Genomic DNA, 17,542 nt, shown 5'->3' on the forward strand with positions numbered 1-17,542 from the left:
TGTTCACGCCAGGGTCTTCAGGCCCTGCGGGGTCTCGATCTGCGCGCGCAGGCGCGGTGGCCCGTTGGTCTGTTCAAGGTCGATCAGGGTGTCTGCACCCATCCAGGTCAGCCCCTGGCGCAGTAATCCGGCCTGAGGGTGGCTGCCCGAAAGGCGCACGAGCTTCAGGGGTTGGCGTGGCAGGCTGACGCCGGGGTAGGCATCGACGTCCCATTGGATCAGCGTGGGCAGGAGGCCATCACCCGCGGCATGGCCGGCTTCGCGCCAGGCGGGCAGGCTGCCGTCAGCAGGCACGGTCAGCCGCCAGCGCAAGTCGCCGCGCGTCATGGGGATGACCGGGGCAATGCGGTCGGGATGGTCGGCCTGCATGCGGGTGAGGTCCATCGGCGCATCGACCCGCGCCGCCCAATGTGCCAGAAAGGGGCCTTGCTCCAGGCGGGCCCGCACATCACCCTGGTCCAATCCGAACCAGCGCGGCTGGTCCGGCTGCGGCGCATCCGGATCGATGGCGATCACTTCCAGATAAATGCCGTCCGCCATGCCCAGCACGCGGTTGTGAGTGCCCATGCGCGGGTGAGCGCCGCCGCCCTGGGGCGCGATGCCCAGGATGCTGGCTACGTATTCCGTGCCGCTGGCCAGATCGGCCGCAGCGATGACGAGATGATCGATGGATAGTTTCATGGTGTGCCTATGGTAGCGAAAGCGGGCGCGTTCGTACCCGTACACCGGTAACTGGACGAGCGGTACAGTCGCCGTCAAGCGGTGACGCCTTGGGTTGGGCCATGCGAAGCGGACAGGGCTTCAAAAAGCAAAAACCCGTCGCAAGCGACGGGTTTTGGTTTGAAGCGTCAGGCGGGTCAGGCGGCTTCGCCTTCTTCGCCGTCCTTCTTGACCGGCTTGATCAGGTCTTCGCGCTTGACGCCCATCCACATGGCCAGCGCGGCGGCGACGAACACCGACGAATAGATGCCGAACCAGATGCCGATGGTCAGGGCCATGGCGAAGTAGTGCAGGGTGGGGCCGCCGAAGAACAACATGGCCAGCACCATCATCTGCGTCGAACCGTGGGTGATGATGGTCCGGGAAATGGTCTGCGTGATGGCGCTGTTGATGACTTCGTGCACGTCCGCCTTGCGGTACTTGCGGAAGTTCTCGCGGATCCGGTCCATGATGACCACGGATTCGTTCACGGAGTAGCCCAGCACCGCCAGCACGCCCGCCAACACCGACAGCGAGAATTCCCACTGGAAGAAGGCGAAGAAGCCAAGAATGATGACCACGTCGTGCAAGTTGGCGATCACGCCGGCCACGGCGAACTTCCATTCAAAGCGGAAGCCCAGGTAGACCATGATGCCGATGACCACCACCAGCAGGGCCATCAGGCCGTTGTGCAGCAGCTCCTGGCCCACCTGCGGACCCACGAATTCCACGCGGCGCAGTTCGACGCCGGAATCGGCGGTCTTCAGCGCGGCCATGACGGTTTCGCTTTGGGTGGCCGACGTCTGGCCCTCTTGCAGCGGCAAGCGGATCATCACGTCGTGCGAGGTGCCGAAGTTCTGCACCTGGAAGTCGGTGTAGCCCAGCTTGGACACCACGCCGCGCACGTTTTCAAGCTGCGCCGTCTGGGCGTAGTTGACTTCCATGACCGTGCCGCCGGTGAATTCGATCGACAGGTGGAAGCCGCGGGTCAGGATGAAGAAGATCGCCAGGATGAACGTGACGAGACTGATGATGTTCAGCACCAATGCATGGCGCATGAACGGGATAGTGCGGTGAATACGGAAAAATTCCATTTTTCGCCTTCGGCTTTATCTGTGCCGGGCGGCTAGGCCGCCCGCGCGGATGTTCAGTTGGTCTTCGGCTTCCAGACTTCGCCGATGGAGATCGTGGAGAGCTTCTTCTTGCGGCCGTAGTACAGATTAGCCAAGGCGCGCACACCGACCACCGACGAGAACATCGACGTCAGAATGCCCAGGCAGTGCACCACCGCGAAGCCCCGGATCGGACCCGAGCCGAAGGCCAGCAGCGCCAGGCCGACGATGAGCGTCGTGAGGTTCGAGTCAAGAATCGTGCCCCAGGCGCGTTCAAACCCCTGATGGATCGCTTGCTGCGGAGAGGCCCCCGCGCGCAGTTCTTCCCGTATCCGCTCGTTGATCAGCACGTTCGAGTCAATGGCCATGCCCAGCGTCAGCGCGATAGCGGCGATGCCTGGCAGGGTGAGCGTGGCTTGCAGCATGGACAACAGCGCCAGCAGCAGCAGCACGTTCAGGGTCAGGCCGACCGTGGAGAACACGCCGAACAGGTGGTAGTACAGGATGATGAAGACCGCGATGGCCAGGAAACCGTACAGCGTCGAATGGAAGCCCTTCGAGATGTTGTCGGCGCCCAGGCTCGGGCCAATGGTGCGTTCTTCAATGATGGACATCGGCGCAGCCAGCGCGCCAGCGCGCAACAGCAGCGCGGTGTCGGCGGCTTCTTCCGAGCTCATGCTGCCCGAGATCTGCACTTGGCCGCCCGCGATTTCGCTGCGGATGACCGGCGCCGTGACCACTTCGCCCTTGCCGTTTTCAAACAGCAGGATGGCCATGCGCTTGCCGACGTTGTCGCGGGTGACGTCGCGGAAGATGCGGGCGCCCTTGGAGTCCAGCGTCAGGTGGACGGCGGCCTGCTGGGTTTGCGAGTCGCGGCCGGGCTGGGCGTCTTGCAGGTTTTCACCCGTCAGGACGACCTGGCGGCGCACCAGGATCGGACGGCCGTCGCGGTCGTTATAGCGTTCCAGGCCGAAGGGCACGGTGCCGCCCAGCAGCGCGGCTTGCGCGGTGGGGGTGTCGTCGACCATGCGGATTTCGAGCGTGGCGGTGCGGCCCAGCAGTTCCTTGGCCTTGGCCACGTCTTGCACGCCGGGCAGTTGCACCACGATGCGATCCGCGCCCTGCTGCTGGATGACCGGCTCGGCCACGCCCAGTTCGTTGATCCGGTTATGCAGGGTGTTGATGTTCTGCTTCAGTGCGGAATCCTGCACGCGCTGGACGGCGGCGGGGTTCAGCGCGCCAAGCAGCAACTGCTTGCCGTTTTCTTCGCGTTCGGTGAATTCGAGGTCGGGCAGGCGGGTGCGCAGGGTCGAGATGGCGCGGTCGCGGTCGTCCGTGTTGGCGAACGTGGCGGCAATGCCCATGCCGGAGCGTTCAACGCCGGCTACGTTGACCTTCTGGTCGCGCAGCACCGAGCGCACATCGGCGGCCAGCGAGTCGTAGCGGGCGGTCAGCGCGCCTTGCATGTCGACTTGCAGCAGGAAGTGCACGCCACCGCGCAAGTCCAGGCCCAGGTACATGGGCTTGGGGGCGAACCAGCCCATCGCGCGCATCCACGGAGGCGAGGCGGGCAGCAGGTTCAGCGCCACGGTGTAGTGGGGGTCGTCGGCGACGGTATTGAGGGATTTGTCGATCAGGTCGCGGGCCTGCAATTGCAGGTCGGTCGACGTGAAGCGCGCACGCACGGTGCCGAGCGTGCCATTTTGTTCGTAGTAGACGCCTTCGTTGGGGATCTTGGCGTCCGTCAGGATCTGTTCAACCCGGCTCAGCATGGCCGTGTCCACCTTGATGGTGGCCTTGGCGCTGGAAACCTGGACGGCAGGAGATTCGCCGTAGAAATTGGGAAGCGTGTACAGCAGGCCAATGATGACCGCGATCAGGACCGTAATGTACTTCCAGAGGGGATAGCGGTTCATTGCCGGCTACTTCATGTCAAAGAGATAAGGGGCCGCCCGAGCGGCAAGCGCAACGGGCGGCGGCAGGCGCCATCGTACAAAAGAGCCCGACAGGGCTCCTGTGGGACGCTTACAGGGCCTTGATGGTTCCCTTGGGCAGCACGGTCGAGACCGACGACTTCTGCATGATCACTTCGACCGGCTTGTCGGCCAGTTCGGAGACTTCAACGGTCACGTAGCTGTCGTTGACCTTGGTGACCTTGCCAAGCATGCCGCCGGCGGTGACCACTTCGTCGCCCTTGGCCAAGGCGGCGATCAGGTTACGGTGCTCTTTCTGGCGCTTCATCTGGGGACGGATCATCAGGAAGTAGAGGATCACGAACATCAGGACGATGGGCAGCATGCCCATCAGCGCATTGCCTTCAGGGGCGGCCTGGGCCACGACGAGGCTGGCGGTATCGATAACGGACATTGAATTCTCCTGCGTTTGAGTCTGTTTGGGTTGTTTGTTGCTATGGCTATATTGTTATAGCTGTCTTTTTATGCGCCCATCCCCGCGCGAGCCATGGATAGGGCAAGCCGACTATTGTATATAGGTTATTGCCGGCCTTTCACTAGGGGGGGATCCCAATCAATGGGGGCGATTTTCCATTAGAAAAGCCCCTACCCCGAAAAAGGCCAAATTACTCGATGCCGCGGGCCCGATCCGCCGCGAATTGCGCGCGCCAGGCATTGAAGCGCCCTTCGGCGATCGCTTCGCGCATTTCCTTCATGATAGTCAGGTAGAAATGCAGGTTGTGCAGCGTATTGAGCCGCGCGCCGGTGATTTCGTTCGCGCGTTGCAGATGGTGCAGATAGGCGCGCGAGAAATGGCCGCAGGTATGGCAGGCGCAGCTGGGGTCCAGCGGCCGGGTGTCGTCCCGGTACTTGGCGTTGCGGATCTTGACGTCGCCGAAACGGGTGAACAGCCAGCCGTTGCGGGCGTTGCGGGTGGGCATCACGCAGTCGAACATGTCGACCCCGCGTGAGACGCCTTCGACCAGGTCTTCCGGCGTGCCCACGCCCATCAGATAGCGGGGGGCCTGGGCGGGAAGCTTGGGCGTCACGTGCGCCAGGATGCGCATCATGTCTTCCTTGGGCTCGCCCACCGACAGGCCGCCGATGGCATAGCCGTGGAAACCGATGTCTTGCAGGCCTGCAAGGGACTCGTCGCGCAGCGATTCGTACATGCCGCCCTGAACAATGCCGAAGAGCGCGTTGGGATTGCCCAGCCGGTCGAATTCCTCGCGCGAGCGGCGGGCCCAGCGCAGGGACATGCGCATTGACCGGGCGGCTTCTTCCGTCGTGGCAGGGCGGCCATCGATTTCATAGGGCGTGCATTCGTCGAACACCATCACGATGTCGGAATTCAGCGACCGTTGGATGCGCATGGATTCTTCGGGCGTCAGGAACAGGCGCGCACCGTCGATGGGGGAGGCGAATTTCACGCCTTCCTCGGTGATCTTGCGCATGCCTTGCAGGCTGAACACCTGGAAACCGCCGGAATCGGTCAGGATCGGCTTGTCCCATTGCATGAAGCCGTGCAGGCCGCCGTGCTTTTCCATGATTTCCGTGCCCGGGCGCAGCCACAGGTGGAAGGTGTTGCCCAGCACGATCTGCGAGCCGATTTCTTTCAGCTCGTGCGGCATCATGGCCTTGACGCTGCCATAGGTGCCGACAGGCATGAAGATGGGGGTTTCGACCACGCCGTGGTTCAGCGTGATGCGGCCGCGGCGCGCGCCGCCGTCAGTGGCGAGCAGTTCGAAGTTCAGTCCGGTCATGGGGCAGGGGATTCGATGAACATGGCGTCGCCATAGCTGAAGAAACGGTAGCGCTGGGCCACCGCGTGGGCGTAGGCGCGGCGGATCGGCTCAACGCCGGCCAGCGCCGACACCAGCATCAGCAGGGTCGACTGGGGAAGGTGGAAGTTGGTGACCAGCGCGTCCACGACGCGGTACTGGTAGCCAGGGGTGATGAACAGGCGGGTGTCGCCCTGGGCGGCGGCCAGCGGCAGGCCGGGAGCCGTGCGGCCCTCGGTCTGGGCGGCGGCGGATTCCAGGGCGCGCACGCTGGTCGTGCCAACGGCAATCACGCGGCCCCCCTTGGCGCGGGCGGCCGCGATGGCGTCCACCGTGGCCTGGGGCACCGTGAACCACTCGGCGTGCATGATGTGGTCGGCCAGGTTGTCCACGCGCACCGGCTGGAACGTGCCGGCGCCCACGTGCAGGGTGACGAAGGCGCGCGCCACGCCCAGGCTGGCCAGGCGGTCCAGCGTGGGTTGGTCGAAGTGCAGGCCGGCGGTAGGAGCCGCCACCGCGCCGGGTTCGCGGGCGTAGACCGTCTGATAGCGGTCATCGTCGCCAGCGTCGGCCGCGTGCGTGATGTAGGGGGGCAGGGGCGTGGCGCCGTGGGCATCCAGCAAGTCCAGCACGGGGCCGGGGAAACGGATGTCGAAAAGCTCGCCCTCGCGCCCCAGGACCGTGGCGTCGAAAGCGTCGGCCAGACGCAGCACCATGCCGGCGCCGGGCGACTTGCTGGCGCGCACATGGGCCAGGACGCGGTCGGTGTCGGTGATGCGTTCGACCAGGACTTCGATCTTGCCGCCGGTGATCTTGTAGCCGGGCAGGCGGGCCTTGATGACGCGCGTGTCGTTGAAGATCAGCAGGTCGTCGGGGCGCAGCAGGCCGGTCAGGTCCGCGAACTGGCGGTCATGCAACTGGCTGGCGCCGTCCAGATGCAGCAGGCGGCTGCCCGTGCGTTCGGCGGCAGGCGTCTGCGCGATGAGTTCGGGCGGCAGCTCGTAATTGAAATCGGAAACGGTCAGGGACTGGGGCACGCGGGTATCTGTCTGTCAGGGGGGCGATCCGGGAAAAACCACGGGCCGCGCCGGCCGGGAGGGCTCAGGGCAACCCGATATTGTAAAGGGGACAGTTAATAGGGGCGGAACCATGGCGAAACGCCGCGTCCCGCCGTATAACTGCGTTCTACGCCGTAGCGGATCGGCGCAACCCAAAAACGATATCCGCGTACCCAAGGAGACACCGCATGACCCTTAGTCGCACCCTGATGGCCGCCGCTGTGACGGCTCTGTTGGCAACGGGCGCCGCGCCCGCGCTGGCACAAGTGAAGATCGGCGCCACCCTGTCCACCACCGGCCCGCAAGCGTCGCTGGGCATTCCCGAGCGCAACACCATCAGCCTGCTGCCCACCGAGATCGGGGGGGTGAAGGTCGAGTACGTGGTGCTGGATGATGCGTCGGACACCACCCGGGCGGTCAGCAACTCGCACAAGTTGATTTCCGAGAACAAGGTGGACCTGATCGTCGGGTCCACCACCACGCCCAACACGATGGCCATGCTGGACACGGTGGCAACGGGCACAACGCCGGTGATCACGCTGGCGTCGTCGGCCAGGTTGATCGAGCCGGTGGACGACAAGCGGCGCTGGGTGTTCAAGACCCCGCACTCCGATTCGTTGATGGCCGAGGGCATTGCGCGCCATGCCGCCGCCAATGGCGTGAAGAAGCTGGCTTTCATCGGTTTCAACAACGCCCTGGGCGAGACCTTCTGGGTGGAAATCGAGAAAGCCGCCAAAAAGCATGGCATCGAGGTGGTCGGGAAAGAGAGCTTTGCGCCGACGGATACGTCCGCCGTCGCCCAGACCCTGAAACTGGTCGGCTCGGCGCCCGACGCCGTGGTGGTTGGCGCGTCCGGCACGCCAGCCGCCATGCCGGCCCGCGCCCTGCGCGAGCGGGGCTTCAAGGGCAAGATCTATTTCAACCACGGGGTGGCCAACAACGACTTCCTGCGGGTATGCGGCGCGGCATGCGAGGGCGTCTGGGTGCCGGTGGGGCCGGTGATGGTGGCCGACCTGCTGCCCGACAACAACCCCGTCAAAGCGACGGCGCAGGCCTTTGCCAAGAAGTACGAGGCCGCCAACGGCGCGGGCAGCGTGTCGTTGTTCGCCGCCTACACCTGGGACGTGGGCCTGTTGTTGCAACAGGCGATTCCCGTGGCGCTGAAAACCGCCAAGCCCGGCACGCCCGAGTTCCGGGCCGCGCTGCGCGACGCGCTGGAAAACGTCAAAAACCTGCCCACGGCGACCGGCGTGGTCAACATGAGCCCCACCGACCACAACGGTCTGGACGAACGCGCGCTGGTCATGGCGACGGTCGCGTCCGGCAAGTGGCGGTTGCAGTAATCCGCGGGGCGGGCGGCCATCGCCGCCCGCAACCCTCCCAGGTTTTGTATGCTCTCGGTTTTGCAGGACTAGCAACTGGGTGGACGCGGCATGACGGGACAAGCGAAAAAGCGGGTGGGCGGGCTCAAGCAATGGCTGGCCGGCGGACTGCTGGCCCTGTCGGCCGGCGCGGCATGCGGGCAGGTCCAGGGCTTGCCGCCCAATGTGGTGAATGCGTGGAAGGCCACCAAGCTGCCCGATAGCTCCTTGTCGCTGGTGGTGCAGGAATTGGGCGGGCCGCGCATGGTGGCCCTGAACGCCAAGGAGTCCCGCAACCCGGCGTCGGTGATGAAACTGGTCACGACGTGGGCCGCGCTGTCTGAATTGGGGCCCAACTATGTCTGGCGCACCGAATTCATGACGGCACCGGGCGCCCGGCCCGACGCCAAGGGCGTGCTGGCCGGCCCGCTCTATCTGCGCGCCGGGGGCGATCCCCAATTCTTGATGCAGGATCTGTGGGCCTTGCTGCGCGAATTGCGCTTGCGCGGGGTCAAGCAGATCAATGACCTGGTGATCGACCGCAGCATTTTCGGCCAGGTCTCTACTGACCCCGGCGCCTTCGATGGGGCTCCGGATCGTGCCTATAACGCCAGCCCCGACGCCTTGATGGTGGGTTTCGGCGCGCTGCGCCTGCTGTTCACCCCAGACGCCGCTGCCCATAAATGGGTGCCGCTGATCGATCCGCCGCTGCCCGGCCTGAAAATCGAGGGCAATGTGGAATGGAGCGACGTACGCTGCCCAGGCCCGCCGGTGGTGACGACCGAGCCATTGATCACCCAGCAGGGCGTGACGATCCGCGTTGGCGGCAAAGTGGCCGGTTCTTGTGGCGAATTCAGCCTGTACCGTCTGGCGCTGTCGCAACCCGACTACGCCACCGAGATCTTCCGCATGCTCTGGAAAGAGCTGGGCGGCACATTCAAGGGGCAGGTCCGATCCGGCATGGTGCCCGCGGACGCCGTGGTGCTGGCCTCGCACGATTCGCCCACTCTGGCCGAGATCATTCGCCAGATCAACAAACGCAGCAACAATGTCATGGCGCGCACGCTGTTGCTGACGCTGGGCGCCGAACGCGGCCGTCGGCCGGCCACCGTGACCAGCAGCGAAACCGTGGCCAAGGGGCTATTGGCCAAGCAAGGGCTGGACATGCCCGAGCTGGTCATCGATAACGGCGCCGGCCTGTCGCGCGAGGCCCGGGTATCGGCCGACAGCCTGGCATCGATGCTGACGGTAGCCTGGAATTCGCCGGTGATGCCGGAATACATTTCTTCCTTTGCGATCGCCGGGGTGGACGGCACGGTGCGGCGCCGCCTGAAGGGCGACGGTACCGCCGGCATGGCCCACTTGAAGACCGGCTCGCTGCGCGATGTGCGCTCGATCGCGGGTTACGTGCTGGGCGCCAGCGGCAAGCGTTATGTGGTGGTCAGCATCGTCAACCACGAGCAGGCCGGCGCTGTCCGCGCCTTCGATGACGCCTTGATCGCCTGGCTGGCCGACCAATGAATGTTGCCCCCACGCGGCGCGCACGACGTGCGCTTGCTGCCCCCCGAGGGGGCTTCCTCCCCTTGGGGCGGCCCGGCGGGGAGGATGTTGCCCCCACGCGGCGCGCACTACGCGCGCTTGCTGCCCCCGGAGGGGGCTTCCTCCCCTTGGAGCGGCCCGGCGAGGAGGATGTCGCTCCCTCGCGGCGCGCACTGCGTGCGCTTGCTGCGCCCAATAGCCCCCAAACCGATTACGATCCTCAGATGTGACTCGCAAACAGGCGATGCAAATGCGGTCAACGCAAGGGCATCGTGCCGTTTGGGTTGCGCCTGAGGCGAAAAACCCTGTTCTATCAATATTCTGGAGTGTTACGCACATGCCTGTGCACGAAATCCGCCATCCGCTGATCCGCCATAAGCTCGGGATCATGCGTCGCGCCGACCTCAGCACCAAGAGCTTCCGAGAACTGTCGCAGGAAGTGGGCGCGCTGCTGACTTACGAAGCGTCCAAGGATTTGCCGCTGGCGCCGGCCACCGTGGAAGGCTGGTGTGGCGAGGTCAAGGTCGAGAAGATCGCTGGCAAAAAAGTCACCGTGGTCCCGATTCTGCGCGCCGGCATCGGCATGCTGGACGGCGTGCTCAGCCTGATTCCGGGCGCCAAGGTCAGCGTGGTGGGCGTGGCCCGCAACGAAGAAACCCTGGAAGCGCACACCTACCTGGAACGCCTGGTTGGGGAATTGGATCAGCGCTTGGCGCTGATCGTTGATCCGATGCTGGCAACGGGCGGCTCGATGGTTGCCGCCATTGACCTGCTCAAGCGCGCCGGTTGCAAGGAAATCCGCGCGTTGGTGCTGGTTGCCGCGCCTGTCGGCATCGACGCGGTGCTGGCCAAGCACCCGGATGTGCATATCTACACGGCCTCCATCGATGATGGCCTGAACGAGCACGGGTACATCATGCCTGGCTTGGGTGACGCGGGCGACCGGATTTTTGGTACGACGCAAAAGGCGGAGTAAGGCGGTTCTGGTGATGGGTTGCGCGCGTTTACCGTTGGGGTTCTTGACGGCTTCATCCGCGCGCTACACCCATCCTACGAGCCACATCCGCAACCCATCACACCGCCAGCCACGGCCGTCCCCCGTAGGATGGGTGTAGCGCGCGGCCGCCCGTCGCAATGGCGATGCCGCCCAACGCGCGCAACCCATCACACCGCCGGCCACAGCCGTCACCCGTAGGATGGGTGTAGCGCGCCACCACCCAGCGCAATGGCAACGACGCCCAACGCGCGCAACCCATCACGCCGCCAGCCGCTGCCTCCGGCCATCAATATGCTGGCCGAACCACTGCAACTGCGGCGCCAGTCCGGCGACTTCGCCCACGATCAGCAGGGCGGGGGACTGGATGCCATGTTCGGCAGCCAGGCGTGGTAATTCCTCCAACGTGCCCGACAGCACGCGCTGTTCAGGCCGGCTGCCGTTTTCGATCAGCGCGAACGGCGTTTGCGCCGACCGGCCATGCCGCAGCAGGCGCTGGGTCAGCAGGTCCAACTGACCCACTCCCATGTAGAACGCCAGTGTCTGCCGCTCGCGCGCCAGCGCCGGCCAGTCCAGGTTGTCTTCGTCTTCACGGCAATGCGCGGTGATCAACCGCACCGACTGCGCATGTTCGCGATGCGTCAGCGGAATGCCGGCATAGGCCGCACAGGCCAGCGCGGCGGTGATGCCGGGCACCACTTCATAGCGCACGCCATGCGCACGCAGATATTCCAGTTCTTCCCCGCCCCGCCCAAAGATGAAGGCGTCGCCTCCCTTCAAGCGCACCACGCGGCGCCCCGCACGCGCGTGCTCCACCAGCAGGGCATGGATGCGCGCCTGGGTGGCATGGTGATTCTCACCGGGTAACTTGCCCACCGGCACGCGGTCGGCGTCACGGCGTGCCAATGACATGACCTCGTCGCTGACCAGGCGGTCGTACAGGATGACGTCGGCTTCATTCAGTGCGCGAAGCGCCTTCAGCGTCAACAGGCCAGGGTCGCCCGGCCCAGCGCCCACCAGCACCACGCTGCCGTCGGCGGGCGTCAGCGGCGCGGCCAGGGCATCGGCCAGCGCGGCTTCGGCTCGCGTAGGCTGTTGTTGACGCAGGAAGCCCGCCACGGGGCCATCCAGCAGCCAGTCATAGAAGCGGCGGCGCGCACCCAGGTCCGGGTGGCTGGCCCGGATGCGTTTGCGGTAGGTGGCGGCCAGCCCGGCCAGTTGGCCCAGCGTATGGTCGAACAGGGATTCGATGCGCTCACGGATGCGGCGTGCCAGCACGGGCGCGACGCCCGAAGACGAAATGGCCACAATGACGGGCGAACGATCCACGATGGACGGCACCTGGAAGGACGACAGTTCCGGGTCGTCCACCACGTTGCTGAAGATGCGGCGCGCGCCGGCCGCCTCGGAGACGGCGGCGTTGGCGCTGCGGTCGTCGGTGGCGGCAACCACCAGCCAGACCTCGTCCAGCCAGGCCGGGTCGAAGCGGCCAGCCAGATGACGGATGCGGCCTTCGGCGGCCAGGGTGCTCAGTGCGGGCGTCAGCTCGGGGGCGCCCACGACAACATCGGCGGCGGCTTCCAGCAACGCAAGCGCCTTGCGCTCAGCGACCGCGCCACCGCCCACCACCAGCACTCGCCGGTCTTTCAGGTCAGCAAAAATCGGGAAAAGCTTCATCACATGCCCGCCTCGGGCGTACCCGGCTAAATATCAAACGATCATAGGGAGCGGGTTACATCCCCACAACTTTTGATTTCTTGAATCCATATACCTAAAACTTATTTAGCTAGCCACGGCCCAGCCATTGGCTCATTTCGACGACTTCGCGGGCGACTTCGCCCAGCCGCTTCTGACTTTGCATGGCGCGTTCGCGCAACAGACGGTGCGCTTCGTCTTCCGGGATGGCGCGCGCCTTCATCAATATCCCTTTGGCTTTTTCCACCCATTGCCGGTCAGCCAGGCGCTGCTGCGCATCGCGCAGTTCCTCGCGACGCGACTTTTCCATGGCGAAGCGTTCGATCGCCACCGTCAGCAGTGGTTCGATTCGGGCCGCCGGCACGTCACCCACCACGTAGGCCGCCACGCCCGCCCGCAAGGCGGTGCGGATGGTGTCCCGGTTGCCGTTGTCAGTGAACATCACGACGGGCCGGTCGCTGTGTTCGCTGGCCACACAGACGTTCTCCAGCGTGTCGCGCCCGGGGGCGTCGCTGTCGATCAACACGACGTCGGGTGCGGCTTGGGCGATGGCGGCAGCCAGGTCCACGCCGGGCGCGACTTCCGAGACGATGCGCACGCCCGCCGCAGCCAACGTCTGCCGCAGCGACGCCGCGCGTCCTTCGCCATCGTTCAACAGCATGACTTTCAGCATGAGATCCCCTTGATGATTCCATCCATGCAAGTTCCGTGCCATCTTCTTGGCACGCCGAATGCGGCTTGGGGGCACGGCGGCAGGGCGCAAGTCGCACAGGGATGGTGCGCTGCCGCATCGGGCGGCGCACCAACTTGGTTCATGCCTCGATTTCGCGTCGTGCGTTCGTGACGCGCGCAGCTGGCCAACAGCCAATGCTGGCGCGGGGTTCGGACGCAAAGCAGTGAAAATCCGCCTGCCTGGCACGGCGATTGCTTAAGTGGAAACGGGAGGCCAACGATGGTCGCCCGATGCAACGCGCCGCGATACGCGGCAAGGAACAACGACGTTCCGCAGCGCCAATGGGCAGGGGTCCATGGCGTGCGGAACGTTTTTTTTTGCCAGGAGCCATGCATGACGCCAGTGACACGTAGCCCCTCCTTTGACAGTGCGGTCAGCACCAACCAGGCCGCCGATGCGGGCCGCCGCAAGTGGTTGAGCGGAACGGCGCGCGCGGTGGCGGGCGCCAGCCTGTTGTCCTTGGTCGACCCGCTGGTGCGCGCGGGGGCATGGGCCGCCGGCACCGATGCGCCCGAGAAGACCGAGGTCAAGATCGGCTTCATTCCGCTGACCGATTGCGCCTCGGTCGTGATGGCGTCGGTACTGGGCATCGACAAGAAGTACGGCGTGAAGATCACCGTCTCCAAAGAAGCGTCGTGGGCCGCGGTGCGCGACAAACTCATGAACGGCGAACTGGACATGGCGCATGTGCTGTATGGGCTGCTCTATGGCGTGCATCTGGGCATCGGCGGCCCGAAGAAGGACATGGCCGTGCTGATGAACCTGAACCAGAACGGCCAGGCGATCACGCTGTCGAGCAAGCTGCTGCAAGCCGGCGCCCGCGATGGCGAATCGCTGGCCAAGTTGATGGCATCCGACAAACGCGAATACACCTTTGCCCAGACCTTCCCGACCGGCACGCACGCCATGTGGCTGTATTACTGGCTGGCGTCCTACGGCATCAATCCGATGCAGGACGCGAAGGTCATCACGGTGCCGCCGCCGCAAATGGTGGCGAACATGCGCGTGGGCAATATGGATGGCTTCTGCGTGGGCGAGCCCTGGGGGGCGCGCGCCATCATGGACAAGATCGGCTTCACCGCCGTGACCACGCAGGGCATTTGGCAGGACCATCCCGAAAAGGTGCTGGGCACCAGCGCGGCTTTCGTATCGCGCAATCCAAACACGGCGCGCGCCGTCACCGCCGCGATTCTTGAAGCTGGCAAATGGATCGATGCGTCGCCCGCCAACCGTCAGAAGACGGCCGAGACCATCGCCGCCAAATCCTATGTGAACACTGATGCCAGCGGCATCGTGGACCGCATGCAGGGCCGGTACGAAGACGGCCTGGGCAAGACGTGGACGGATGAGCATGCCATGCGTTTCTATGCCGATGGCGCGGCCAGTTTTCCGTACCTGAGCGACGGCATGTGGTTCCTGACACAGCACAAGCGCTGGGGCCTGTTGAAAGAGCACCCCGACTATCTGGCGGTGGCCAAGAGCATCAACCGGATCGAGCTCTACAAGCAGGCCGCGCAGGCCGCCGGCGTGGCGCTGCCCGCGAGCGAGACGCGCAGCTCCAAACTCATCGACGGCGTGGTGTGGGACGGCAGCAACCCGGCCGCCTACGCCGACGGATTCAAGGTCAAGGCCTGATCGGCTGCAATCCATAGGGGGATGCAATGTCTACCGTAACGAATATGAGCCGTGTCGATGCAATCCTTGCGGCCGGGCGCGAACGGCTGGAAGCCGCACTGAAGGCCGTGGCCGGCCCGGTGGCGGGTTTCGCCTTGTTCGTCCTGGTGTGGCAGGTGGTGGCCATGCGGATTCCGGAGATCCCGACGCCAGGCGTCACCTGGCATGCGGCCGTGGAATTGTTCTCGGATCCGTTCTATGACAACGGGCCCAATGACAAGGGCATCGGCTGGAACCTGCTGGCCTCGTTGGAACGGGTGGCGGTGGGCTTCGGGCTGGCGGCCGTGATCGGCATCCCGGCGGGCTTTGCCATCGGCCGCTACGCCGCGATCAACGCCATGTTTTCGCCGATCGTCAGCCTGCTGCGTCCGGTGTCGCCGTTGGCCTGGCTGCCGCTGGGGCTGCTGCTGTTCAAGGCAGCCAACCCGGCAGCCATCTGGGCCATTTTCATCTGTTCGATCTGGCCGATGATCATTAACACCGCGGTGGGCGTGTCGCGCGTCCCGCAAGACTATCTGAACGTGGCGCGGGTGTTGAACCTGTCGGAATGGAAAGTCACGACCAAGGTGCTGTTGCCTGCGGTGCTGCCCTACATGTTGACGGGCGTTCGCTTGTCGATCGGCACGGCGTGGCTGGTGATCGTGGCGGCCGAGATGCTGACGGGCGGCACGGGTATCGGCTTCTGGCTGTGGGACGAGTGGAACAACCTGAAGGTGGAGCACATCGTCATCGCCATCTTTGTGATCGGCATCGTGGGCTTGTTGTTGGAAACCCTGCTGGTCGCGCTGGCCCGCCGATTCACCTACACCGAGGAATAGCGCCATGAAGAAATTCGTACGCATTGAAAGCGTGGGTCAGACGTTCAGCACCCGCAAGGGCGCCTTCGTGGCGTTGCGAGATATAGATTTGACGGTGGAGCAGGGCGAGTTCATCACGCTGATCGGCCATTCGGGTTGCGGCAAGTCCACCTTGTTGAATCTGATCGCCGGGCTGACGCGCCCGACCAGCGGCGTGCTGTTGTGCGCCGAACGCGAGATCTCCGGCCCGGGTCCGGATCGCGCCGTCGTGTTTCAGAACCACTCGCTGCTGCCGTGGCTGACTTGCTTTCAGAACGTGTATCTGGCGGTCGAGCGGGTCTTCGGCGGCAAGGAAAAGCGTCCACAGTTGGCCGAACGCACGCGCGCCGCTCTGGAGTTGGTGGGATTGTTGTCGGCGCAGAACAAGCTGCCTCGGGAAATCTCCGGTGGCATGAAGCAGCGCGTGGGCATTGCCCGGGCGTTGGCGATCGAACCCGGTGTGCTGCTGATGGACGAACCGTTTGGCGCGCTGGATGCGCTGACGCGCGCGCACCTTCAGGATGAACTGCTGAAGATCGTGGCCAAGACGCGCACGACCACCATCATGGTCACGCACGATGTCGACGAAGCGGTGCTGCTGTCCGACCGCATAGTCATGCTGACGAACGGCCCGGCGGCGACCATCGGCGAGATCCTGCCCGTGCCGCTGCCGCGTCCGCGCGACCGCGTCCGGCTGACCAACGACGCGACCTATCTGGCATGCCGCGCGTCGGTGGTGGATTTCCTGCATCGCCGTCACGGCAATCCCGAACGTTCGCAGGCGGCGGCGCAGGCCAACGCGGTCTTGAGCGCAGAGCCGGAGGCTATGGACGGCAGCCGCGCCGAGGCTGCCACACGCGCTGCGGCCTGACGGACAGCATCAGGATCGCCATGAGTGCGAAGCAGAAACTGGTGGTGGTGGGCAACGGCATGGCGGGCATCCGCACGGTGGAGGAATTGCTGTCGCTGGCGCCCGACCTGTACGACATCACGGTGTTTGGCGCCGAGCCTCACACCAACTACAACCGAATTCTGCTGTCGCCCGTGCTGGCGGGCGAACGGACCTTGCAAGACATCGTGTTGAACGATGAAGACTGGTACGCCCGTCACGGCATCCGGCTGTTGCGCAACCGCAAGGTGACGCGCGTGGACCGTGTGCGCCGCGTCGTGCACGCGGACGACGGCACCGAAGCGCCGTATGACCGGCTGCTGCTGGCCACCGGGTCGAACCCGTTCATGCTGCCCGTGCCGGGGAGCGATCTGGATGGCGTGGTCGCTTTTCGCGATATCGGCGATGTGCACCAGATGATCGAAGCGTCGTCGCGCTACCGGCACGCCGTCGTGATTGGCGGCGGCTTGCTGGGCCTGGAGGCCGCCACAGGTTTGGCGGTGCGTGGCATGGACGTGTCGGTGGTGCATCTGGGCCACGCATTGCTGGACCGCCAGCTGGACGGCGAAGCGTCGGCATTGCTGCGGCAATGCCTGGAGGCACGCGGCCTGAAATTCCTGTTGCGGCATCAGACCCAGGCGATCATCGCCGGTGATGACGGGCGCGTTCGCGCGCTGCGCTTTGCTGACGGCCAGGAGATTCCGGCGGACCTGGTGGTGATGGCCGTGGGGGTGCGCCCCAACACGGCTCTGGCCGAACGTTGCGGGTTGCATGTGGACCGTGGCGTGGTGGTCAGTGACACCTTGCAGACTTACGACCCGCGCATTTATGCGGTGGGCGAATGCGTCAGCCATCGTGGCACGGCTTACGGCCTGGTCGCGCCGTTGTTTGAGCAAGCCAGGGTGGCGGCGAACCATCTGGCCCTGCACGGCATCGGCCGCTACGAAGGCAGCGTGACATCCGCCAAGTTGAAGGTCACCGGCATCGATCTTTTTTCAGCCGGAGATTTCGCGGGCGGCGAGCAGACCGAATCCATCACGTTGGCCGATACGCAGGGCGGCGTCTACAAGAAGCTGGTGATTCGCGGCGACAAGCTGGTGGGGGCCTGTCTATATGGCGACACGGCGGACGGCGCGTGGTATGTCCGGCTGATCCGTGACGGGCAGGACATCGGCGCCCTGCGCGACGAATTAATGGCCGGCGAAAGCGCGGCGGGCGG

Annotated in this window: 14 protein-coding genes and 1 pseudogene; 7 read left to right on the forward strand and 8 right to left on the reverse strand. The window is 64.9% G+C overall.

Going from position 1 to position 17,542, the window contains the following annotated elements:
* Positions 1 to 3 precede the first annotated feature (3 nt).
* The 6 genes from HV753_RS25575 to queA form a co-directional block, all read right to left on the reverse strand.
* Complete coding sequence (locus HV753_RS25575; RefSeq protein ID WP_175177385.1) at positions 4 to 681, reverse strand: VOC family protein; 678 nt, start codon at positions 679 to 681, stop codon at positions 4 to 6.
* Positions 682 to 857: 176 nt separating this feature from the next.
* Entirely contained in the window at positions 858 to 1,793 is a 936-nt protein-coding gene (gene secF / locus HV753_RS25580; protein ID WP_175177386.1) for a protein translocase subunit SecF, read from the reverse strand.
* Positions 1,794 to 1,846: 53 nt separating this feature from the next.
* Positions 1,847 to 3,727 (reverse strand): protein translocase subunit SecD, encoded by a 1,881-nt coding sequence (gene secD / locus HV753_RS25585; protein ID WP_175177387.1) that lies wholly within the window; start codon positions 3,725 to 3,727, stop codon positions 1,847 to 1,849.
* A 109-nt stretch (positions 3,728 to 3,836) separates the two neighbouring features.
* The gene (gene yajC / locus HV753_RS25590) at positions 3,837 to 4,178 is read right to left on the reverse strand and encodes a preprotein translocase subunit YajC (RefSeq protein ID WP_175177388.1); all 342 of its coding nucleotides are present in this window, start codon (positions 4,176 to 4,178) and stop codon (positions 3,837 to 3,839) included.
* Between the two features lie 211 nt (positions 4,179 to 4,389).
* Positions 4,390 to 5,526, reverse strand: coding sequence for a tRNA guanosine(34) transglycosylase Tgt (gene tgt / locus HV753_RS25595; RefSeq protein ID WP_175177389.1), 1,137 nt, complete (start codon positions 5,524 to 5,526; stop codon positions 4,390 to 4,392).
* Complete coding sequence (gene queA, locus HV753_RS25600) at positions 5,523 to 6,581, reverse strand: tRNA preQ1(34) S-adenosylmethionine ribosyltransferase-isomerase QueA (RefSeq protein WP_175177390.1); 1,059 nt, start codon at positions 6,579 to 6,581, stop codon at positions 5,523 to 5,525. The genes tgt and queA overlap by 4 nt, the downstream gene beginning before the upstream one ends.
* Before the next feature lie 209 nt (positions 6,582 to 6,790).
* Between queA and HV753_RS25605 the strand changes: the two genes are divergently transcribed.
* From HV753_RS25605 to upp, 3 genes are all read left to right on the forward strand, one after another.
* Entirely contained in the window at positions 6,791 to 7,945 is a 1,155-nt protein-coding gene (locus HV753_RS25605) for an ABC transporter substrate-binding protein (protein ID WP_175177391.1), read from the forward strand.
* 90 nt (positions 7,946 to 8,035) lie between these two features.
* Complete coding sequence (gene dacB, locus HV753_RS25610; protein ID WP_175177392.1) at positions 8,036 to 9,484, forward strand: D-alanyl-D-alanine carboxypeptidase/D-alanyl-D-alanine endopeptidase; 1,449 nt, start codon at positions 8,036 to 8,038, stop codon at positions 9,482 to 9,484.
* Between the two features lie 355 nt (positions 9,485 to 9,839).
* Positions 9,840 to 10,478 (forward strand): uracil phosphoribosyltransferase, encoded by a 639-nt coding sequence (upp, locus tag HV753_RS25615; protein ID WP_175177393.1) that lies wholly within the window; start codon positions 9,840 to 9,842, stop codon positions 10,476 to 10,478.
* 279 nt (positions 10,479 to 10,757) lie between these two features.
* Here upp and cysG read toward each other — a convergent pair whose 3' ends face one another.
* A complete protein-coding gene (gene cysG, locus HV753_RS25620) occupies positions 10,758 to 12,173 on the reverse strand; it encodes a siroheme synthase CysG (RefSeq protein WP_175177394.1) in 1,416 nt (471 codons plus the stop codon).
* Between the two features lie 109 nt (positions 12,174 to 12,282).
* Positions 12,283 to 12,864: an ANTAR domain-containing response regulator gene (locus tag HV753_RS25625; RefSeq protein ID WP_175177395.1), complete on the reverse strand. Its 582-nt coding sequence runs from the start codon at positions 12,862 to 12,864 to the stop codon at positions 12,283 to 12,285.
* 393 nt (positions 12,865 to 13,257) lie between these two features.
* Here HV753_RS25625 and HV753_RS25630 point away from each other — a divergent pair, with 393 nt between their 5' ends.
* The 4 genes and pseudogenes from HV753_RS25630 to HV753_RS25645 form a co-directional block, all read left to right on the forward strand.
* Entirely contained in the window at positions 13,258 to 14,559 is a 1,302-nt protein-coding gene (locus HV753_RS25630; RefSeq protein ID WP_175177396.1) for a CmpA/NrtA family ABC transporter substrate-binding protein, read from the forward strand.
* Between the two features lie 26 nt (positions 14,560 to 14,585).
* Entirely contained in the window at positions 14,586 to 15,416 is an 831-nt protein-coding gene (gene ntrB, locus HV753_RS25635; protein WP_175177397.1) for a nitrate ABC transporter permease, read from the forward strand.
* Positions 15,417 to 15,420: 4 nt separating this feature from the next.
* Positions 15,421 to 16,305 (forward strand): ABC transporter ATP-binding protein, encoded by an 885-nt coding sequence (locus HV753_RS25640; RefSeq protein WP_175177398.1) that lies wholly within the window; start codon positions 15,421 to 15,423, stop codon positions 16,303 to 16,305.
* A gap of 20 nt (positions 16,306 to 16,325) precedes the next feature.
* A pseudogene (locus HV753_RS25645) lies at positions 16,326 to 17,540 on the forward strand (NAD(P)/FAD-dependent oxidoreductase); the annotation flags it as partial.
* Positions 17,541 to 17,542: the final 2 nt, after the last annotated feature.

It is taken from the genome of Achromobacter pestifer (assembly GCF_902859625.1).
GTDB classification, from domain to species: Bacteria; Pseudomonadota; Gammaproteobacteria; order Burkholderiales; family Burkholderiaceae_B; genus Achromobacter; species Achromobacter pestifer.